General features: G+C 50.4%; 23 protein-coding genes and 1 pseudogene. 20 read left to right on the forward strand and 4 right to left on the reverse strand.

Annotation, left to right across the window (positions count from 1 at the left end; genetic code table 11):
- The first annotated feature begins 5 nt into the window (after nt 1-5).
- The 4 genes from murQ (at nt 6) to EDM59_RS16115 (ending at nt 4,450) form a co-directional block, all read left to right on the forward strand.
- Complete coding sequence (gene murQ / locus EDM59_RS16100) at nt 6-914, forward strand: N-acetylmuramic acid 6-phosphate etherase (RefSeq protein ID WP_122924527.1); 909 nt, start codon at nt 6-8, stop codon at nt 912-914.
- A 29-nt stretch (nt 915-943) separates the two neighbouring features.
- Nucleotides 944-2,359: an FAD-binding oxidoreductase gene (locus EDM59_RS16105; RefSeq protein WP_122924528.1), complete on the forward strand. Its 1,416-nt coding sequence runs from the start codon at nt 944-946 to the stop codon at nt 2,357-2,359.
- Nucleotides 2,352-3,662, forward strand: coding sequence for a (Fe-S)-binding protein (locus EDM59_RS16110; protein WP_122924529.1), 1,311 nt, complete (start codon nt 2,352-2,354; stop codon nt 3,660-3,662). Before EDM59_RS16105 ends, EDM59_RS16110 begins: the two co-directional genes overlap by 8 nt.
- Nucleotides 3,663-4,015: 353 nt before the next feature.
- Nucleotides 4,016-4,450: an NUDIX hydrolase gene (locus EDM59_RS16115; protein WP_122924530.1), complete on the forward strand. Its 435-nt coding sequence runs from the start codon at nt 4,016-4,018 to the stop codon at nt 4,448-4,450.
- 52 nt (nt 4,451-4,502) lie between these two features.
- On the opposite strand, the gene EDM59_RS16120 is transcribed toward EDM59_RS16115, so the two are convergent.
- On the reverse strand, nt 4,503-4,982 hold the full coding sequence (locus EDM59_RS16120; RefSeq protein WP_122924531.1) for a GAF domain-containing protein: 480 nt from the start codon (nt 4,980-4,982) through the stop codon (nt 4,503-4,505).
- 168 nt (nt 4,983-5,150) lie between these two features.
- Here EDM59_RS16120 and EDM59_RS16125 point away from each other — a divergent pair, with 168 nt between their 5' ends.
- Nucleotides 5,151-5,456, forward strand: a complete 306-nt coding sequence (locus EDM59_RS16125) for an HD domain-containing protein (protein ID WP_246011110.1) — start codon at nt 5,151-5,153, stop codon at nt 5,454-5,456.
- Between the two features lie 52 nt (nt 5,457-5,508).
- Nucleotides 5,509-6,037, forward strand: a pseudogene (gene msrA / locus EDM59_RS16130) (peptide-methionine (S)-S-oxide reductase MsrA).
- Between the two features lie 85 nt (nt 6,038-6,122).
- On the opposite strand, the gene ytvI reads toward msrA, so the two are convergent.
- Nucleotides 6,123-7,154 carry a sporulation integral membrane protein YtvI gene (gene ytvI / locus EDM59_RS16135; protein ID WP_092265939.1) on the reverse strand — a complete coding sequence of 344 codons (1,032 nt, stop codon included), beginning with the start codon at nt 7,152-7,154 and terminating at the stop codon, nt 6,123-6,125.
- A gap of 390 nt (nt 7,155-7,544) precedes the next feature.
- Here ytvI and EDM59_RS16140 point away from each other — a divergent pair, with 390 nt between their 5' ends.
- The 11 genes from EDM59_RS16140 to EDM59_RS16190 all read left to right on the forward strand — a co-directional run bounded on the left by EDM59_RS16140 (nt 7,545) and on the right by EDM59_RS16190 (nt 16,629).
- The gene (locus EDM59_RS16140) at nt 7,545-8,813 is read left to right on the forward strand and encodes a cation:dicarboxylate symporter family transporter (RefSeq protein WP_122924533.1); all 1,269 of its coding nucleotides are present in this window, start codon (nt 7,545-7,547) and stop codon (nt 8,811-8,813) included.
- 235 nt (nt 8,814-9,048) lie between these two features.
- On the forward strand, nt 9,049-9,945 hold the full coding sequence (locus EDM59_RS16145; RefSeq protein ID WP_122924534.1) for an NUDIX hydrolase: 897 nt from the start codon (nt 9,049-9,051) through the stop codon (nt 9,943-9,945).
- Nucleotides 9,946-10,061: 116 nt separating this feature from the next.
- Nucleotides 10,062-10,289, forward strand: coding sequence for a TIGR02452 family protein (locus EDM59_RS16150; RefSeq protein ID WP_122924535.1), 228 nt, complete (start codon nt 10,062-10,064; stop codon nt 10,287-10,289).
- A complete protein-coding gene (pnuC, locus tag EDM59_RS16155) occupies nt 10,286-10,999 on the forward strand; it encodes a nicotinamide riboside transporter PnuC (protein ID WP_122924536.1) in 714 nt (237 codons plus the stop codon). The genes EDM59_RS16150 and pnuC overlap by 4 nt, the downstream gene beginning before the upstream one ends.
- Entirely contained in the window at nt 10,987-12,024 is a 1,038-nt protein-coding gene (gene nadR, locus EDM59_RS16160; protein WP_122924537.1) for a multifunctional transcriptional regulator/nicotinamide-nucleotide adenylyltransferase/ribosylnicotinamide kinase NadR, read from the forward strand. The genes pnuC and nadR overlap by 13 nt, the downstream gene beginning before the upstream one ends.
- A 58-nt stretch (nt 12,025-12,082) precedes the next feature.
- Complete coding sequence (locus EDM59_RS16165; protein ID WP_425455981.1) at nt 12,083-12,676, forward strand: DUF1802 family protein; 594 nt, start codon at nt 12,083-12,085, stop codon at nt 12,674-12,676.
- A gap of 42 nt (nt 12,677-12,718) precedes the next feature.
- Nucleotides 12,719-13,699: a quinone oxidoreductase family protein gene (locus EDM59_RS16170; RefSeq protein ID WP_122924538.1), complete on the forward strand. Its 981-nt coding sequence runs from the start codon at nt 12,719-12,721 to the stop codon at nt 13,697-13,699.
- A gap of 201 nt (nt 13,700-13,900) precedes the next feature.
- Entirely contained in the window at nt 13,901-14,317 is a 417-nt protein-coding gene (locus EDM59_RS16175) for an RrF2 family transcriptional regulator (protein ID WP_122924539.1), read from the forward strand.
- A gap of 56 nt (nt 14,318-14,373) precedes the next feature.
- The gene (locus tag EDM59_RS16180) at nt 14,374-14,769 is read left to right on the forward strand and encodes an IDEAL domain-containing protein (protein WP_246011077.1); all 396 of its coding nucleotides are present in this window, start codon (nt 14,374-14,376) and stop codon (nt 14,767-14,769) included.
- 35 nt (nt 14,770-14,804) lie between these two features.
- Nucleotides 14,805-15,368 (forward strand): thioredoxin family protein, encoded by a 564-nt coding sequence (locus EDM59_RS16185; protein WP_122924540.1) that lies wholly within the window; start codon nt 14,805-14,807, stop codon nt 15,366-15,368.
- 55 nt (nt 15,369-15,423) lie between these two features.
- The gene (locus tag EDM59_RS16190; protein ID WP_122924541.1) at nt 15,424-16,629 is read left to right on the forward strand and encodes an MFS transporter; all 1,206 of its coding nucleotides are present in this window, start codon (nt 15,424-15,426) and stop codon (nt 16,627-16,629) included.
- Between the two features lie 106 nt (nt 16,630-16,735).
- Here the strand turns inward: EDM59_RS16190 and EDM59_RS16195 are convergent, their stop codons facing one another.
- Both EDM59_RS16195 and EDM59_RS16200 read right to left on the reverse strand, forming a co-directional pair.
- Nucleotides 16,736-17,056, reverse strand: a complete 321-nt coding sequence (locus tag EDM59_RS16195) for an ArsR/SmtB family transcription factor (protein WP_122924542.1) — start codon at nt 17,054-17,056, stop codon at nt 16,736-16,738.
- Nucleotides 17,057-17,467, reverse strand: coding sequence for an SRPBCC family protein (locus tag EDM59_RS16200; RefSeq protein ID WP_122924543.1), 411 nt, complete (start codon nt 17,465-17,467; stop codon nt 17,057-17,059).
- Nucleotides 17,468-17,644: 177 nt separating this feature from the next.
- Between EDM59_RS16200 and EDM59_RS16205 the strand changes: the two genes are divergently transcribed.
- From EDM59_RS16205 to EDM59_RS16215, 3 genes are all read left to right on the forward strand, one after another.
- Entirely contained in the window at nt 17,645-18,271 is a 627-nt protein-coding gene (locus EDM59_RS16205; RefSeq protein ID WP_122924544.1) for a LysE family translocator, read from the forward strand.
- Between the two features lie 288 nt (nt 18,272-18,559).
- Nucleotides 18,560-19,234, forward strand: coding sequence for a response regulator transcription factor (locus EDM59_RS16210; protein WP_122924868.1), 675 nt, complete (start codon nt 18,560-18,562; stop codon nt 19,232-19,234).
- Nucleotides 19,231-20,625: a HAMP domain-containing sensor histidine kinase gene (locus EDM59_RS16215; RefSeq protein ID WP_122924545.1), complete on the forward strand. Its 1,395-nt coding sequence runs from the start codon at nt 19,231-19,233 to the stop codon at nt 20,623-20,625. The genes EDM59_RS16210 and EDM59_RS16215 overlap by 4 nt, the downstream gene beginning before the upstream one ends.
- Nucleotides 20,626-20,628 lie beyond the last annotated feature (3 nt).

The raw sequence follows: 20,628 nt of genomic DNA on the forward strand, positions 1-20,628 counted from the left end.
AGACATTGAAGCTGGAGAACTTACAAGATTTGACCACCGAAGGAAAAAACGAAGGCACTCAGGACCTGGACCGCTTGAGTACCCGGGGAATCGTGCAGTTAATGAACGATGAAGACAAAAAAGTACCGTATGCGGTAGAACGCGTTTTGGATCAAGTATCCGATGCAGTCGAGCTGATCGTAGCAGCTATGGAGCGGGGGGGCAGACTGTTTTATTTTGGAGCGGGAACGAGCGGACGCCTGGGAATTCTCGATGCGTCTGAATGCCCGCCGACCTTTGGTACCGATCCGGAGCTGGTGCAGGGTGTGATTGCTGGTGGACCATCCGCCATGATCCGTGCAGTCGAAGGCGCGGAAGATTCGGCTGAGCTCGGACAAGAGGATGTGCACAACTACGGAGTAACCGAGAAGGATGTTGTGGTAGGGATTGCGGCAAGCGGTCGGACTCCCTATGTGCTTGGCGTTTTGAAAGAAGCGCAGCGAATTGGCGCCCGTACCATTGCGCTATCCTGCAACCAGCCTTCCTTTATTAACAAAGGGGTGGATGTGGCGATCAACGTTGTCGTGGGACCTGAGGTGTTGACAGGCTCCACTCGCCTCAAGGCTGGCTCCGCACAAAAGCTGGTTCTCAATATGCTGACGACAGCGACGATGATCAAGCTGGGGAAGGTATATGGCAATCTGATGGTCAACGTTCAAGCGACAAACCTGAAGCTCAAGGAACGGGTAAAACGGATCGTGATGGAAGTGACCGGAGTAGGCTATGCCGAAGCAGAGATGCTGGCAGAGCAGGCAAAAGGGGACGCAAAAACGGCGATTTTGATGAAACTGACGAACACCAGCAGGGAAGAGGCAACGCGCCTGTTGAATCTTACCAATGGAAGGATTCGGGAAGCGATTCAAAAGTACAGCTAATGAACAGTTGATCCATGAGGAGGATTTCCATGTTGCCAGAACACATTCGCTCCGAGCTGCGTGCGATCGTGGGCGAGCAGTATTGTCTGGATCGGCAGGAAGCGCTGGTGGCCTACTCGTATGATGCGACGCCCATGCAGCAAGCCCTGCCAGATGTCGTGGTCATGCCGAAGAGCACGGTGGAGGTGCAGCAGGTCATGCGGGTAGCTGCGGGGCACCAGATCCCGATCGTCACTCGCGGAGCAGGCTCCAATCTGTGCGCCGGAACCATTCCGGTCGGAGGGGGAATCGTGCTCGTTTTGAGCCGGATGAATCAGATCCTGGAAATCGACGAGCAGAACCTGACGATCACCGTACAGCCTGGTGTGCGCACCTCGGATATCCATCAGGCAGTCGAAGCACGAGGCTTGTTTTACCCGCCAGATCCGGGCAGTATGGTCATCTCGACAATTGGCGGGAACATCGCCCTCAATTCTGGGGGACTTCGCGGGCTGAAGTACGGAACGACCAAGGATTACGTACTCGGACTGGAAGCCGTCCTGCCGAATGGGGAGGTCATCCGTACGGGTGGCAAGCTGATGAAAGACGTAGCAGGCTATGACTTGACCAAGCTGTTGGTCGGCAGTGAAGGAACGCTGGCGATCATTACTCAGGCGATCCTCAAGCTGATACCCAAGCCGCAGACCCAGCGCGTCATGCTGGCGATGTTTGCAGATATGGCGCAGGCGGCTCGCTCGGTTTCTGACATTATTGCCAATCGGATCATCCCAGGTACTCTGGAATTTTTGGACCAAGGGACGATTCGCGTGGTAGAAGACTTCAAGCAGATCGGTCTGCCTACGGATGTAGCGGCAATCCTTTTGATCGGTCAGGACGGCGAACCGCAGACCGTGGATCAGGATATGGAGAAGATCGCGGCCATCTGCAAGAAAAATGAAGCGGTTCAGATCAAGGTAGCGACAACTCCTGAGGAAGCCGAAGATGTCATGACGGCGAGACGAAGCGCCCTGGCGGCTCTTTCCCGGATGCGTCCGACCACGATCCTCGAGGATGCTACTGTCCCTCGTGCCGAGATCGCTCCGATGGTAGCCGCTATTCAGGAAATCACAGAGCGATATGGACTGCATATTTGCACCTTTGGTCATGCAGGTGATGGCAACTTGCATCCCACCTGTATGACCGATGCGCGCAACCACGAAGAAATCGAACGGGTAGAAGAAGCTTTTGCGGAGATCTTTGCGGCTGCGATCGACCTGGGCGGAACCATTACCGGCGAGCATGGTGTGGGCATCGTCAAGGCTCCTTACCTGGAATGGAAGGTGGGCGCAGCAGGGATCGAAGTCATGAAAGGCATCAAGAAGGCCTTTGACCCGAACAATCTGCTCAACCCAGGCAAAATGTTCGCAAAAGAAACGCGGAACAGAGTGGTGGTCAATCGTGCTTAAAGAAGCCTTGATAGAGAAACTGGATTACAACGAGCTATCGAACTGTATGCGCTGCGGATTTTGTCAGCCCGCCTGTCCGACCTTTCGGGAAACGGGCTACGAGGCGGCTTCTCCCCGCGGGCGAATCGCCTTGATGAAGGCGGTAGCCGATGGTGTCATGCAGCCGGATCAGGACTTTGTCGACCAGATGAATCTGTGCCTTGGCTGCCGTGCGTGTGAGCCGGTCTGTCCTGCAGGCGTTCCCTACGGTCAGCTAATCGAGCAGACGAGAGAGGCGATCGAAGAAGTACAGGAGCATCCGACATGGGTAAAAGCGGTCAGGAAAGTGGCCTTCAAGCATCTGTTTCCCCGTCAGGACCGCATGTATCGTTTGGGCAGCATGCTGCGCTTCTACCAAAAATCAGGCGTGCAAAAAGCCGTGCGAAAGCTGGGGGTCATGCGCATCCTTCCAAAGCAGCTGGGCGAGATGGAAGCGATCATGCCGGAAGCATCGGGAACAGGACTCAAGAAGAGCTTTGGCACTACCGTCATCCCTGCTGCAGGCGAGCGGAAAAGGCGTGTCGGCATGTTTCACGGATGCATCATGGATGTACTCTTCAACGAGACGAATGTCAACACGGTACGGCTTTTGACCGAGGCGGGCTGCGAGGTCGTCATCGCCGAAGGACAGGTATGCTGTGGAGCGCTGCACGCCCATAGCGGTGAACGGGAAGAGGCGAGAGGTCTGGCGCGGAAAAACATTGCGGCTTTCCGGCAGGCAGACGTGGATGTGATTGTGTCCAATGCGGGTGGATGCGGCGCCATGCTTCAGGAGTACGACCATCTACTGGCAAACGATCCGCAGTGGCACGATGACGCGAAATGGTTCGCGGAGCGCGTGAAAGATATCAGCGAGCTGCTGGTAGAGCTGGTCGCACCTGAGACATGGGACGCTCTGCCGCAATCGAAACGGATTACTTACCAGTCGTCCTGTCATTTGCGCAACGGGATGAAGGTTACCAAAGAGCCGGTTCATCTGTTGCAATCCATTCCCGGAGCTACCTATGTGCAGCTGCGGGAGGGCGACCGCTGCTGTGGCTCGGCAGGCATCTACAACCTTGTGCAGCCGGAAATGGCGGGCAATTTACTGAATGAGAAAATGCAGCACGTGGCAGCGACCCAAGCCGATATTCTGGTCACATCCAATCCCGGCTGTCTGCTCCAAATGAAAGCAGGCATCAAACGAGCGGGCTTGGAAGGGCAGATGGAGGCGGTGCACCTCGTCGATTTGCTGGCGAGGGTGCAGAAGAAAGCGGCCCAATAGCAGTTTTTTCATAGAAAAAGCACGATAGAAGAGACCAGTCAACACACGCTGCCGCGTGAGAGACTGGCCTTTTTTTTACGTATAAGAATTTATAAGCGTAAAGCTTATAAATTCTGGAGCGCATGACGAAGTGCCTCAGCGTCAGCTACCGGCATCACTTCGGTAAAACTTTCCGCTAAAACGCGGTCGCTCCTCCTTGAACAGGCCTCGATAGAGGTTTTCTTACTTCACGTGATCCAGTACACTTTTGATGTTGGAGATCGAATCCGCGGCTCCAATCCCACACGCGAGGCTTCAAAGCATTCTTTCGTGATGGAGCCAACCAGTCGTTTAACAAAAAAGGAGAGAGCAGTTTGAAGCGAGTCGATGTGGTATCAGCCATTATCCGTGATGAAGGCGGACGAATCTTACTGGTAAAAAATAAACAAGGTGACTCTCATTACTGGGGGCCGCCAGGAGGAGCAGTGGAAGCTGGGGAAACGCTTGAACAGGCTCTCATTCGGGAGGTTAGGGAAGAAACCGGCTACAGGATTCAGGTGATGGGTTTGAGCTCTGTGAGAGAGGTGTTCTTTGAAAAATGGGAGAATCATGTCATTTTCTTTGCCTTTTTCGCAAAAATCATCGATGGCGCGATCCAGATCAATGACCCTGACGAAGAAATTATGGAGGTCATGTGGGCTGACTACGAAGATGCCAAGGCTCGGATGCCGTTTCTGGCAGAAGCGCTGAAGCTGACTGCAGACGGGGAGAAAATCTGGCCTTTCTATGCGTTCGAAGGAACACGATAAAAAGAGGGGCAGGTGTGAAAAAGACCAGCAGGATAGCTGGTCTTTCGGCTATTTAGAGAAAAGGAAGCAATGCTTGGACAAATTGCTCGAGATAGACTTGATCGACTTCATCAAAACGACTTTTCCTCGGGCTATCGATGTCGAGGACGCCGATCAACTCACCGTCTTTGCGAATGGGCACGACAATCTCTGACTGAGAGGCTGCGTCGCAGGCAATATGCCCAGGAAACAAATGCACATCGTCGACGAGCACCGTCCTTTGCTCGAGTGCTGCCGTTCCGCAAACGCCCTTCCCCAAAGGAATGCGGACGCAGGCGGGGAGACCTTGAAAAGGCCCGAGCACGAGCTCATTGCCGTCATACAAATAAAAGCCGACCCAATTTACCTCTTCGAAGAATTGATTGAGCAAGGCCGAAGCATTGGACAAATTGGCGATTCGATTGGTCTCGCCAGCAAGAAGGGCTTCCAGCTGTTTGATGAGCAGCTGGTAGGCATCTTTCCGATCTCCCTGGTATTTTTCGACTGTAAACATGCTCGTTACCTTCCTTCCGCGTAATGCTCATAGAGTTGTTCCTTTTCACAAATTAATCATATCTAATTATATTTATTTATGTCTAATGTTTTTGAAGCTTGTTTATTTTGATTCTATTGGTTATAAATAGATATAATTAGTTATGATCAGGTGGGTGAGCAGGTGGAAATGGTGACGACAGACTATCAGACATCGGAAAAGATATGGATGTTTGCCAAACGAATGGAGCCGCATCTGATCCGCAATCAGGCGGACATGGAAAAGCTTATGAAAATGCTCATTCTCCATGATAGCGTGAGGGCCCGTACAGCTGGTGCTGGTGCTGATACACAAAATACGCAGTCGGGAATGCAGGGCCAGCCGCTTTCCCATCATGAAGTCAAAGCATTGTGGAATGAATTTGAGCGAAAAGAGAGCTATGAAGCGAGAGTCGCGCATGCGATGCTAAACCTGTTGGAGCAGGTCCATTTTTAGGCGGCTGTTGAGCTGGAAATAGATGTGGGAAAAGGATGAAGGATGGCAGATGATGCAAAAAGCTACTTTTGCCGGTGGATGCTTTTGGTGCATGGTAACCCCGTTTGAAGAGTTGCCTGGGATTGGAGGGATCCTATCGGGGTATATGGGAGGGACGTCGAGCCATCCCATCTATGAGGAAGTCAAGATGGGACTAACAGGGCATGTGGAGGTAGTACAGATTACCTATGATCCTGAGCAGTTTCCCTACGAAAAATTGCTTGAGCTCTATTGGCAGCAGATTGACCCCACGGATGCGGAAGGGCAATTTCACGATCGGGGCACGCAATATCGCACTGTTATTTTTTATCATAGCGAGGAACAGTATGCATCTGCGGTACAATCGAAGATCGCACTGGAGCAAAGCGGCCGTTTTTCAAAACCGATTGTTACGCAAATTCTCCCGGCGGCCGCTTTTTACCCCGGAGAAGAATATCATCAAGGCTACCATAAGAAAAATCCGAAGCACTATTAAAGAGGATCGAGAAAAGTCTGGAAGAGACACTTTTTTGAAAGAGCATTGGTCTTTGAACGAATCGTAAGCAATCACGCATGAACAAAAGGTAAGCCAGTACAGTCCCGGTTAGGAGGAATTGTACTGGCTTTTTTGTCGTCACGCTTTCCTTTTTAAAAATCGATTTTGAACTTCAGGAAGCCAGCCTTGCGTAGTGCCTCGTAAATAATGACCAGCGCCGGTCCCAGAATAAGGCCGAAGAAGCCCATAACCTGAAAGCCGAGAAAAAGACTGACGAGAGCAGCCAAAGCACTGATGCCAAGGTTGGAAGCCAAAATCTTCGGCTCGATGATGCGGCGGATGACCGTAATCGCCAAAAAAAGGATGATCAGTCCGATGGCGAGGTGGGTCTTATCCGTGAAAAAGTTGTAGACAGCCCAAGGAACGAGAAAGGAGCCAGTCCCCAAAATCGGCAAAATGTCAACCAGCACAATCAATAATGCGATGACGGCAGAGTATTTGATGTGCAAAATAACCAATCCGAGCCAAGCGATCAAAAAAGTTACCAAGCTAAGAATGATTTGGGCCCGTAAAAATCCGATGGTAGCTCGATTAAGCTGGGTGAACACGACGTTGATTTTTTCCCTGGCGGAGACGGTAAACATCCGCATAAAGCCAGCGCGCAAACGAGGGAGATCCAGACTGATCAAAAAGAGAGCGACCAAAAAAATAATGGTGCTGATCAAAAAGCCGGGAATAGTTGCGACCGCACCGAGAATGCCTTTGCCGATCGTCGAGGCGGCATTCATGGCAGAAGTTTTTAAGCTGTCGAACACCTGCTGGATCTGGATGACCGTTTCTTTTGGCAGAGAAGCGTAGTAGAGCTCCCATTGTCCAAACGTCGACTCGAGAAAATCAAACAGATGCCGCGAGTAGGCGGGAAGCTTTTGCGCCAAATCTACGCTTTGCACAACGATTTGCGTACCCAGCCAGTAGGCGATGACAGCAAACGACAAAAGAAACAGGAGAAAGGAGCCTATGACGGCACCGAGGCGATTCAGGCGCAGATTTCGGATAAGAAAGAGCACGAGGGGCTCAAGCAGTATAGCGGTGACCAAAGCGAGAACAAAAGGAACGGAATAGGGCAGCAAAAATAATAGGATGGCCAGAACGAACACGAGCAGAAAAATTTTCCGAATCGTCATCAAAAGACTCCATTCTCATTCTTATAAGTAAAGGGTTATATCCAATCTTATCTATTTTATCATTGTTGCATAGAGGAAAACAATGCATTCTCCTCGCTCAAAATGTCAGAAAAGGCATGTGCGAGAGTAATTTTCAAAAAAAGCAGCATTGAAAAAAGAATGCAAAAAATAAAGTGTGCGTAAATTTTGTGATATGATGTTCCTCTATATGATTCCAGATTCTAAAGACGTAGGTTTATATGGTCACAACCAATAAGCTGGAAGGTATTTATTTACATTGTGAATATGAACATTCGTTGCTAGAATGTGAATTGAAATCGACACATTTCGACAAAAAACTGTCGTGAATGGTGTAGATATAAATTACATTTTTATTAGTGAGGTGTCAGAATGAAGCGGTTTGGATTAGCCATACAAATTGTCATCGGTCTCATTCTGGGTATCCTGGTAGGCGCCATTTTCTTTGGCAATCCTGCTGTGGCAACCTATTTGCAACCAATTGGCGATGTATTCCTGCGGTTGATCAAAATGATTGTCATTCCGATTGTGGTCGCGACGTTAATCGTCGGTGTTGCGGGTGTCGGTGACGTCAAGAAACTCGGGAAGATCGGTGGGAAGACGATTCTGTATTTTGAAATCGTTACCACAATTGCGATTGTAGTCGGGCTTCTGGCTGCAAACATTTTCCAACCCGGTGTGGGCGTTGACATGTCACACCTGCAAAAAACAGATATTCATTCGTATGTAGAGACGGCTGAGACGACGCAAAGTCACAGCATGATTGATACCTTTGTAAATATTGTTCCAAAAAATATTTTTGACGCCTTTGTCCGTGGTGACATGCTGGCGATTATCTTCTTCTCCGTCTTGTTCGGTTTAGGGGTCGCCGCTGCAGGGGAACGCGGAAAACCGGTCCTGCACTTCTTCCAGGGTGTCGCTGACGCCATGTTCTGGGTAGTAAATGCAATTATGCGCTTTGCACCATTCGGGGTGTTTGCTCTGATCGGTGTAACCGTTTCCAAGTTTGGGCTTTCTTCACTCGTTCCGTTAGGCAAGCTGGTTATTTTGGTTCACTTGGCGATGCTGTTCTTTATTCTCGTCGTATTGGGCACCATTGCTCGAATCAGTGGAGTTAAGATCACGCAAATCATGCGAATCTTGAAGGACGAGCTGCTCCTGGCATACTCCACCTCCAGCTCGGAGACGGTACTGCCAAAAATCATGGAGAAAATGGAGCGTCTGGGCTGTCCGAAAGCGATTACGTCTTTCGTAATCCCGACTGGCTACTCATTTAACCTCGATGGCTCGACTCTTTACCAGGCACTGGCTGCGCTGTTCATCGCCCAAATGTATGGCATCCACATGCCGATCAGTGCGCAAATCACACTGATGCTGGTGCTGATGGTAACCTCGAAAGGGATTGCTGGGGTTCCAGGTGTATCCTTCGTCGTATTGCTGGCGACTTTGGGATCTGTGGGCATTCCGCTCGAAGGTCTCGCATTCATCGCCGGTGTTGACCGACTGCTCGATATGGCGCGCACCGTTGTAAACGTAGTCGGAAACTCGCTGGCTGCTGTCGTGATCTCTCGTTGGGAAGGTCAGTTCGACAAGAAAAAAGCTGAGCAATATCTGAAAGAAGTAAGTGCAAAAGCGGCATAAGCAGAAATGAACACAGGAAGCCTTCTGTCTGGCATGAACCAGGCAGGAGGCTTTTTTTTTGTGCAACAAAGGCTCCGCCACAAAGCTTGGCGGAGACGAGTTTTCTCATTTTCCGGGAGCCTATTGACAGGGAGAAACAGGAAGAGTAAGATCATACCAACAAGATGATATTAACAAGATGATAATAACAAAAAGAAGTAAACAAGTGAGTATACGAACGGAGGCGTTTGAACATATGAACCCATCACCCACCAATAAGGAAGGATTGACAGAGGAACAGTTTTTGCAGCGTTATGACGCGAGCCAATTTGAGCGGCCATCGGTTACCGTCGATATGCTTATCTTTACTGTCGCCGAGGAGCTGGAACCGAATTACCGCAAGCTCTCTCCCAAGTCCTTGCAGATCTTGCTCGTCAAACGTGCAGATCATCCTTACATGGGCCAGTGGGCGCTGCCGGGGGGCTTCGTATCTCCCGATGAAAGTCTGGAAGAAGCGGCCCTGCGTGAACTCTGGACGGAGACCAATATCGACAACATTTATCTGGAGCAGCTGTATACGTGGGGAGAAGTAAACAGAGATCCACGCACACGTGTCATTAGCACCTCGTACATGGCACTGGTTGATAGCGAAGCATTGGAAGTAAGAGCGGGGGATGATGCGGAGGATGCCAAGTGGTTTCGCATCGAGGACAAATGGCTGCGCGAAAACAGGATGGCTACTGAATCTGGAACGATCACGGAAAAATGGGTCGAGCTGCGTTTCTGGAACGAGGCAGAGGAGCTGTCAGCGACCATCAAAATCACGCGTACCGTGTCAGGTAGGATCGTACGTGAGGAAAGAGAAATCGTGGAAACCAACCAGGTTGCCTTTGACCACGCCAAGATTATCCAATATGCATTAGAGCGGCTGCGCAACAAGATCGAGTATACCGATATCGCTTTTGCTCTCATGCCGGAGCTATTTACGCTGACGGAGCTGCAGCAAGTTTACGAAGTCATTTTAGGCAAGGAATTGCTGGCGGCTGCTTTTCGCAGAAAGGTGGCAGACAAGGTGATCGAGACCAATCATTATCGCAAGCATGCGGGGCATCGGCCATCCAAATACTACCGCTTCAATCCAGAATGGACGTAAAAGTCTACATGTTGTTCGAATCCCAGAGGGGGAGGAAACCAAAATGAAAACGGGAATGAACCGTACGAAGCGCGTCATGACCGCGCAGGAAACGATGGAAATGATAACGAAAGAGAATCCGAAAAATATTGACTGTAGCGGCCCTTCACGGACATCGAACGCTAGTCCTCGGTGCTTATGGATGCGGAGTTTTTCGCAATCGAGCCCAAGATGTGGCGGGCTATTTTGCACAAGTGCTGTTTGAGGAAGCCTATGAAAAACATTTTGATCATATCGTGTTTGCCGTGTTGGACCACTCTGCCCGGCAGGAGAACCTGAGGGCATTTCGGGAGAGATTCCTATGAGAACAAGAAGAGCTGGGTACTTTGCTGACTGGAGCTGGTTTGAAAGACTGTGGCTGCTGACGTTTACCGTCGTGACTGTCTATCTGTTTTTCGCTCTGGATGACACGTTCATCGGGCTGTGCGCTTCCCTGACCGGGATGCTCAGCGTCGTTCTGGTGGCAAAAGGAAAGACATGGAATTACTATCCAGGCATCATCAACGTGGTGCTTTACGCCATCGTTGCGTATGGACAAAAGTACTACGGCGAAGTCATGCTGAATCTTCTCTATTTTTTGCCGATGCAGTTTATCGGACTCCTCCTGTGGCGAAGGAACAAAGTATCGGAAGAGAAACAACATGACGTGCGGGTCGCAGTCATGACGAACCGAACTCGCCTCTATTGGGCCCTGACATGTCTTGCGGCCACAGTCGCCTATGCGTGGGTGCTGCAGGCAATGGGCGGGGCACTTCCACTCATCGACTCGTTGACAGCCGTTCTCTCGATTGTGGCAATGATCTTTATGGTGAAGCGCGTGGTGGAGCAATGGATCGTCTGGATCATCATCGATGTGCTGACGATCTACATGTGGCTGGTCGCCTTCATGGGGGATGGCAGCGACGTTTCCATCCTCGTCATGTGGATTGCTTACCTGGTGAATGCCGTTTATGGCTGGTTGAACTGGAGATCGCAGTATCTGCTGCAAAAGGAGGGGCAAGCATGGGTACGGTAGGCTTTATCGGCGGAAAATTTCTGCCGCTGCATCTCGGACATGTGCATGCGATTACCCGGGCGGCATGCTTATGCGATGAGCTGTACGTCGTCCTCTCCTTTAGTCAGGCTCGCGACCGCAAGCTATGCGAGAAGGCAGGCATTCAGATTATGCCTTATGAGGTCAGGCTGCGCTGGCTGTCTGGCCTCGTGAAGGATATGGAAAATGTGCACGTGCTGGCCGTTGAAGATACAGCGGAGACAGACGAGGCGTATGACTGGGCGGCAGGTGCAGCGGATATTCGCAGGAAAATCGGCAAGCGGATCGATTACGTCTTCAGCTCAGAGACTTCCTACGAGCCTATTTTTCAGCAGCTCTACCCGGAAGCGAGGCACATCATCCTCGATGCGGAGCGGAAACAGGTGCCGATTTCGGCAACGCGTATCCGAGAAGAAGGCATCTTCACCCATTGGGAGCACATCCCGGCTATCGTCAGGCCGACTTTTGTCAAAAAGGTTGTGGTGGTTGGCACGGAAAGCTGCGGCAAATCGACGCTTACCCGTTATCTGGCGAAGCTGTACAACACCGTTTTTGTGGAAGAGTACGGGAGAACGGTATGCGAAGAAGTCGGCGGATGCGAAACCATTTTGACCGAAGAGTTTTACCCGCACATCGCCTATGGACACAAAATGAAAGAATACGAAGCGATCAAACAGGCAAACAAGGTTCTGTTCGTGGATACAGAAGCGGTTGTGACCCAATTTTACTCCGAGCTGTATACCGGGAGTACGTTCTCTGTACTCGATCAGGTGGCAAAAGAGCAGCAGTACGACCTGTGGCTGTACATGGAGCCGGATGTGCCATGGGTGGATGATGGTCTGCGTGTGCACGGGGAGAACCAGGTCCGCCATGAAAATAATGAAAAGCTGAAGCGGATGCTAAGGGAACGTCATATCGCCTATGTATCGATCGCAGGGAGCTATCACGAGCGGCTGCGGCAAGCGATGGAACATGTGGACGCATTGCTTCAGAAGCCTTCTCAATAGCTGAAAATTCGGATAGACTAGAGCCAATAAGAAATTGGCAACATAGGAAGGGAGCTGCATGTCATTGCCTACCATCACACAGCCTGCCTCACCTTTGTCTCTGAAGGAATGGGCAGTCGCCGTCAAAGCCCTCGGCGAAGGACACCAGATCATCACGATTCGCAAGGGCGGTTTATATGAAGAAACACGGGAGTTCCGACTGGAAAACAACCAGTTTTACCTGTACCCGACCTATGAGCATCAAAAGCAGGACATGGTCAAGCCGCAGTATCACGATTTGCTGGCAGCTACATGGGAAGGCTGGTCACCGGAGCAGGAAACGGTAGAGGTCGCATACTTTGCCGAAGTGACGGACGACATAGAGCTTTTGGACGAGGAGAAGCTGCGCGGGATCTCTCCCTACCATATTTGGTCGGACAACTTCGCGGATGTGCGCTTGCACTGGAAAAAGCAAAAGCCGCTCCATATCCTGTTCGCACGCGTTTATCGTCTGGAGCAGCCTGTGGAGATTCTCATAGAAGAAGCGTACAAAGGCTGCAAGTCCTGGCATCATTTGTTGAATGCCATCCCAGGACAACGCTTCGAGCCGGTTTTGTCCGATGCGAAATACAATCAGAAAAAAGAGGAAATCCTGAACATTTTGAACGGGTGAACGAAAGAAAAGGGATCAGGTACAAGTGGGAGGAGAGTTGTCATGAGAGCTGTCGTAGTTACCGCCTTGGGTGGTCCTGAGAACATGCAGGTAGCAGAGGTAGAAAAACCGGTGCCAAATCCCAAGCAAGTCCTGATTCGCGTCGAAAAAACCAGCGTGAATTTTGCCGACATCAAATCTCGATACGGAAAAAAAGGAGCAGGGAAGCTGCCTTTTGTCCCTGGATTGGATGCGGCAGGGGTCATTGAACAAGTCGGCTCGGAAGTGCAGCGATTCCAGCCGGGCCAACGCGTCATCGCATTTCCGGCAAACGGGACGTACGCGGAGTATGTAGTAGCCAGTGAAGCGTTGACGTTTGCCATCCCGGACAGCATGGATTTTGATACCGCAGCTGCAAGTCCGGTTGTCTCGTTTACGTCTTACAAGCTGCTGGCCGACGTGGCCCGTCTCTCACCGGGTGAGACCGTCCTGGTTCACGCTGCTGCCGGCGGGATCGGTACGACAGCAATCCAGCTGGCGAAGCTGCTGGGGGCAGGCAAGGTCATTGGCACCGTGGGGACCAAGAGCAAAGCGGCCATCGCGCTGGAAGCAGGTGCCGATCATGTGATTTGTAACGACACCGAGGATTTTGTGGAAAAGGTAAACGAGCTGACTGGCGGAGCAGGTGCAGATGTGATCCTTGATTCCATCTCAGGAGCAGTCTCTGAGCGGAGTATGGATTGTCTCGCCTGGTACGGACGACTCGTCCATTTCGGCAATGCAAGTGGAGAGGTTGGAGCCATTCGGACGATCGATCTGCATACGAGCTGCCGCTCCGTGCTTGGCTTCAGCTTTGGAACGACTCGCGCCAAACGCCCGGAGCTATTGCAGGATACGGCAGAAAAAGTCCTTCCTTTGCTGGCCGATGGCAAACTTCAGATCAGAATCGGCAAACGTTTTTCACTGGAAGAAGCAGCAGATGCACATGCGTGGGTGGAAAGCCGGCAAAGCACGGGCAAAGTGCTGCTGGATGTACGGCGGTAACAGAATAGAACGAATCGGAAAGCTCTCGTCCTGGCGGCGGGAGCTTTGTTGCATGCAGGATGTGCATGACATCTCGCCTGCAGCTGCTGCCATTTTTTTCTTTATGCTTCTTGCCGTACAGTTGCAAGTGTCAGGACCCGTTGACTTTTTAAACTGTAAGCATTAAGATTACAGTACTCTTCTGGAGAGGAAGTCGCTGATTTGAATAGTGAATTTACGATTGCTGTCCACAGCTTAGCCTTGCTCGCAAACCTTCCCGATCACATGGCAAGCAGTGAGCATATTGCGAAGAATGTGTGTACGAATCCGGCAAGAATCCGGAAGATCATGAGTATACTTCGAAAGCACGGCTTCGTACGAACCAAAGAGGGGATCGGCGGCGGCTACATTTTGGACCGAGACCCGCGCGAGTTGAATCTGGCCCAGATCTACGAGACCATCTCCAGTGGTACGCTAAAGCCTCACTGGTGTACAGGGGATCCAGAAGATACCTGTGTCGTTTCTTCCAAAATGCATTGCGTCATGGATCAGATCTTCAACCAGGCTGAATTTCACTACAAGAAATACTTAGAGCAGGTCACCATTCAATCGGTACTGGATCAAATCAAGCAGCCGTAGCAGAGAGAACGATATCCAAACTGTAACTTTTCCAAATACACGTAAGGTGGTGCGGTATGATGATGAATCGTGAGCAAAAACTGGCAGTAGGCGATTGGGTCCGAGGCAAGACAAAACAGGGAGAGCTGATCCACGGCTTTGTGGAAAATGTCGATTCAACAGGGAGTACCGTTCATGTGTATGTGGTCAACAGTGATAACGACATGACGCTCGGCAAAGTCGTAGCGACCAGAGCCAGCTGGGTGGAAGCCATGGCAAAGACCAGTCTGATCGATGAGGAGCAGGTGTACGACTTGATTGACCTCGCGCTGGCAACCAAGGATCGGGAATGGTTTATGGAGCTTTCTGCCATGGCAGCGTCATGGAAGAAGAACGAGAAAGCAGGAAAAAACAGGAGCGCAGAGCAGCGCCACGTCCGCAATCGCTTGGGAACATCTGCTATCTGGGAATAACGATTTATACAGTATAATGCCTAGGGGGAAAAACAATGGCGACAATTGATCACAATTCCTGGTTTGACAAAGGCATGACTTTCGCACAGTACGTGGAAGCCATGAAGGTAAATCGTGAGGAAGTCACCCGCGTTTATGAGGGACTGACGTTTTCTCCAGAGGATCTGGCAGTTTGGAACGACGTTGCCAAGCGCAGCTGGAGAGGAATCGTATTGACCGCGGACTGGTGTGGAGATGCGGCCCTGAACGTGCCTGTCGTACAAAAGATTGCGGAGCAAAGCCAGATCGAGCTGCGTTACCTGATCCGCGATGACAACCTCGAGCTGATGGATCAGTATTTGACAAACGGGACCTCCCGTGCGATTCCCATCTTCATCTTCATCGATGAGGCAGGGGAAATGAAGGCAGTATGGGGGCCGCGTTCACCAGAGGTTCAGGATTTGATCACCGGCATGCGCAGCCAGTTGCCTGCAAAGGATGCACCGGATTTTGAAGAAAAGCAAAAAAATGTCTATCGCGATTTCAAGCAGCAGATTACAACCGATACTGCCATTTGGCGCACCGTCATCGAGAGTGTAAAAGCAAAGCTGCAAGGCTAAAGAGAGACGCATAGACAAAAAAATCTATGATGGATAGGACTGGATAAAAAACATAATGAGAAGTGCAGAGAATAATCAACGACCGATTCTTTTTCTCATGGTTAACATGTTCATTGCGATGTTGGGAATCGGCCTGATCATTCCCATCCTTCCCGAGTTTTTAAAGGAATTTGGCGCTGGAGGCAAGACCGCGGGTTATTTGATCGCGGCTCTGGGATTGACGCAGTTCATTTTTTCACCGATTGCAGGTGAGTGGTCCGACAAATACGGTCGTAAGATCATGATTGTGTCTGGACTGACCCTTTTCACTATTTCCAATCTTCTGTTCGCGGTTGCGGAGCACATCTCGATGCTGTATATCTCCCGCTTAATCGGGGGAATTGGCGCGGCATTCATGATCCCTTCGATGCTGGCTTATGTGGCCGATATCACAACAGAAGAAAAACGCGGAAAAGGTCTGGGACTCCTCGGGGCAGCGATGTCGCTTGGCTTTGTGATCGGACCTGGAATCGGAGGCTTCCTCGCTGAGCTGGGCCTGCGGATGCCGCTGTATGTTTCGGCAGGCGTAGGGGCGCTGGCGACAGTCGGTTCCTTGTTCTTCTTGCCTGAATCGCTTTCCAAAGATGCACAGATGGCTGCTCGAAATGCAAAGGAAAAGAAAGAAAGCATCTTCGTTCAGCTTGGCAGGTCGGTCCGTGCACCTTACTTTATCATGCTGATCCTCATTTTTACGATGACCTTCGGGTTGGCAAACTTCGAAGCGATCTTCCCGTTGTTTGTCGATGCGAAATTCGCTTATACCGCCCGCGACATTTCCATCATCATCACGGTGGGAGCGTTGGCAGGTACAGTCGTGCAAGCCGCTTTGATCGGCAAGCTGATCGAACGCTTCGGGGAGAAAAACCTGATCAACTGGACGTTCCTGTTCTCTGCTGTCAGTATGGTGCTGATGCTCTTGTCCGGCAACTTCTGGTATATGCTGGTGCTGACCGTGATCTTCTTTACGCTCACGTCCATCATGCGGCCAGCGATTAATACGCTCATCTCGAAGCGAGCAGGTGACGAGCAAGGCTTTGTGGCGGGGATGAACAATGCCTACATGAGTCTGGGCAACATCTTTGGGCCAGCAGTAGCGGGTACGTTGTACGATGTTCATTTGGATGCTCCTTATCTGTTCGGAGCCATCATTTTGATCATCAGCCTGTTCCTGTCGAGAAAAGAAAGCCGCAGGAAAATGAAACCGGTCGTGGCTCAATCCTAAATAGAAAAGCGGACCCTTTGCTCCTCGCCGGGCAGGGTCCGCTTTTTTTTGCAGCAAAAAGCCCGCCAGTTGCACACGAGCAGCAGGCGGGCTAAACATTTGCCGTTTACTCTTCTTCTACGAAACGTTTGAGAGCCTGCATTTTATTCTCCCAAAACAGCTCGTAGTAGGAAAGCCAATCCTTCAATTCCTTCAAAGGCTCAGGCTGCATGCGATACCGCGTCTCGCGGCCTACTTTTTGCTCTTTTACCAGGCCTGCTTCCGACAGGACACGCAAATGCTTGGAAACAGCGGTGCGGCTCATGGGAAAATGCCCACTGATCGTCGTGACGGACATCTCCTGATTGACCAGCAGTTGCAAAAGCTGGCGGCGGGTAGGATCCGCTATAGCTTGAAAAACATCATGCTTGGCGGCAGAAGCGCTCATTTACTGCTCCACATAGGCTCGCAGCTTCGGTAATACGGAAGAATCCCAGCCTTGGTTCATGCGCTCGCGAATGACGTCATGAGTATCACCCATTTCGGTAACAGTACCTGCTGTCCAGCCGGAGTGAATCAATGTAAATTCTGTTTTGTCGCCCAGCTCCTTCAAAGAAAAGGTTGCGACCCAGTCTTTCCCCCAGGAAAAGACGAGGCGGTGAGGCGGATCCAGCTCTTTTACGACACAAGGGGAGTCTCCAAAGGGAGAGAAAATCGTAAAGGTATGCCCTTCAATGGCTTGAAAGTTGTTTGGCATAAACCAGGCGGCAATTCCTTCAGCAGTAGAAACGGCCTCCCAAACTTTTTGAATCGGAGCGTTCAATACGAGTGTGTGTACGATATCAGGGATCGCAGTCATGTGTTACCTCCAAATAGTATGTATTCATTGAAAGACACAAAAGGAAACGAAAAGGTTTCGCGTTTATTATAGGCAACCAAAAGGTTTCGCGTCAAGCGTTTCCCGTTTACCTGAGCGGCCTGTCGCGGTTACAATGAGGGAAAGAAGAAAGAAACGGTAAGGGGATGGGATGAGCACATGTTTACCTTTGCTACACTCAGTACTTTTATGATCATCGTCATTGGTCTGTTTTTGATACCAGGTCCGGCTGTCCTGTTAACCGCGACTCGTACGGTGCAGGGGGGACGACAGGCAGGCATCATGGCGGGTCTCGGAATCGCGACCGGAGATTTGATCCATACCTTGTTTGCGGCAGTCGGTCTGTCTGCGATCCTGATGACGTCTGCGATGGCTTTCCAGGTTGTGAAATACGCCGGGGCTGCCTATCTCTTGTACCTCGGTATTCGAGCGATTTTGGAAAAGCCGGTGGACCCGACCATGCCTGAGGTAGCACCGAAGTCCAGTCTTCGTGCGTACGGTGAAGCCATTCTGGTGGAGGTGCTAAACCCGAAAACGGCGCTGTTCTTTTTAGCTTTTCTCCCTCAGTTTGTCCATCCAGATAGCGGGGCGTCCTTCCTGCAATTTTTGGTGCTGGGTCTGATCTTTGTGGCGATGAGCGTGATGTATACCACCCTGATTGCCGTAAGTGTTCGCCAGCTCGGGAAGTTCGTCAAGCGAGTCCCGTGGATGGGGCGGTGGAGCGGCAAGCTGGTCGGTCTCATTTATATTGGGTTGGGGTTAAAGGTGGCGTTTCAGAGTCGATAGAATAAACGAATAGGTGGTACGGAGCTGACTTCGGAGACGAGGTCGGCTTTTTTTATTGAATCAGAAAGCATAAACGGCGTGAGCCATCTTCCTGATTCAACAAGAATAACCTTCCGCTAAAACGCGGTCGCTCCTCCTTGAGAAGGCCTCGATAGAGTTTTTCTTATGGACACATTTTGGATGGCATGCAAAAATAAATCCTGTTTTGTTCATATTCCGTTCATATTGGAAAAATAACATACCTAATGAAAGCTACGTGGGCAGCATACGGGTGAAAGGATGAATGAAGTGGTAACGGTACTGATTGTTGATGATGATCCACATATTCGGGAGCTAGTTCAATGGTACTTAAAGAAAGAGGGCTACAAAACACTTGAAGCTCATAACGGCAAGGAAGCGCTGCTTCTGCTGGAAACGAATCAGATTGATCTCGTCGTTCTGGATATCATGATGCCGGAAATGGATGGCTGGGAATTTTGCAAGGCCTGCAAGGAGGAACGGGATATTCCCATCATGATGGTAACGGCGATCGGTGAACCGAATCAGCGAATCAAAGGATTTCAGCTGGGGACCGATGATTACCTCGTAAAGCCGTTTGAACCATTGGAGCTTGTCCTGCGTGTCAAGGCCTTGCTAAAACGCTATCGCATACAGGTATCGGAGACCATCCAGGTTGGGAATGTGGTCATCCAGCGTTTAACCCGAGAGGTTTTTATCGATAATAAGGTCCTTCCGTTACCTCCAAAAGAGTTCGATTTGCTTGAAAAACTCGCCAGCTATCCGGGTCAGATTTTTACAAGGACCGCGCTCATTGAGGGAATCTGGGGAATGGATTTTGAAGGGGACGATCGTACTATCGATGTTCATATCAAGCGGCTCCGAGAGAAATTTGCCGAAGTGACGGATTCCTTCAAAATCACAACGGTACGAGGGTTGGGTTATCGCCTGGAGGTTCAGAAATGATTCATTCGATCTATACACGCTTGGTGCTTGCTTTTATAGCCGTTGTTTTGGCTTCCACGTTCATCACGTTTACGATAGTCGGAACTCTCTATCGTGAAGAAGGCTGGAGATATTTGCAAAGCGATATCAGGGATACAGGCAAGCAAGTGATCGAGCTGTACTCACTGCGTGAAAAAATCAACTTCGATGAATTTCTGCAAAAGCTCGCGAGGCTCAATAACGTACGGATCAGCCTACATAGTGCCGATGGAGTGGTCAAGAGCTATCAGGATCCTGAAGTGGACGCAATTGAACCCCTCAATCCTCAAATGGTAGAGAGCGTTTTGGGAGGCAATGAGTATTCGGGAAAAAATCAGCTGGATCAATCTGAAATACCTGAGAATACAGTTGTGGGCTTGCCTTTTTTCAACGAGGGTGAACGCTACGCTGTCTTTGTCCAACCGATTCCGGGTAGGGAATTGCGTGGTATGAACAAGATCCTGATCGTCACGTTGTTATTTGTTCTACTGATCGGCAGCCTCCTCATCCTGATGGTGGCGCGGTATCTCGTGAAGCCCATAACCAGCCTGACCGAAGCGACCAAGCGACTGGCAAAGGGGGATTATCAAATTGATCTGCAGATGAAACGAAGAGATGAGCTGGGCAACTTGACGGAAAACTTCAGCATGATGGCCAAACAATTAGAGCAGATCGAAAAGATGAGAAGTGACTTTGTGAATAACGTGTCGCACGAGATGCAGTCTCCCTTAACATCTATTCGCGGTTTTTCCAAGGCGTTGTTAGAGGACACGGATCCGGTTGATCCAAAATACCGGTTTGCGGAAATTATTTACAACGAAAGTACGCGCCTATCCAGGCTGTGCGCCAACCTGCTTCAATTGGCTTCTCTGGAATCCAAGCACCATCCATTCAAGAAGGTTCCTTATTATCTGGATGAGCAGATCCGGCAAACGGTGGTCGCGCTTGAACCACAATGGTCACAAAAGAATCTGGACGTGCATGTGGACCTTCCTTGGCTGCAAATCGAGGCGGATTTGGACCAATTAAGTCAAGTCTGGATGAATCTCATTACGAACAGCATCAAGTTCAGTAAACCAGCAGGTGCGATCTGGATCAGAATGACGACGAAGGACGGTTCTGTCACGGTTTCCCTTGAAGATCAGGGGAGTGGAATCGCAAAAGAAGATCTTCCACACATTTTTGATCGCTTCTATAAAGGGGACAAATCGAGAGAAAGGGTCAAAAGCGGAAGTGGTCTGGGACTATCCATTGCTAAGAAGATCATTGAGATACATGGTGGGCAAATTACGGTGCAAAGCACACTGGACAAAGGGACTGTTTTCAATGTTACCCTCCCGCTACCCCCAAGAGGACAGAAGCTGGATCAATAGGAG

The sequence above is a fragment of the Brevibacillus nitrificans genome (assembly GCF_003710965.1).
GTDB lineage: Bacteria > Bacillota > Bacilli > Brevibacillales > Brevibacillaceae > Brevibacillus > Brevibacillus centrosporus.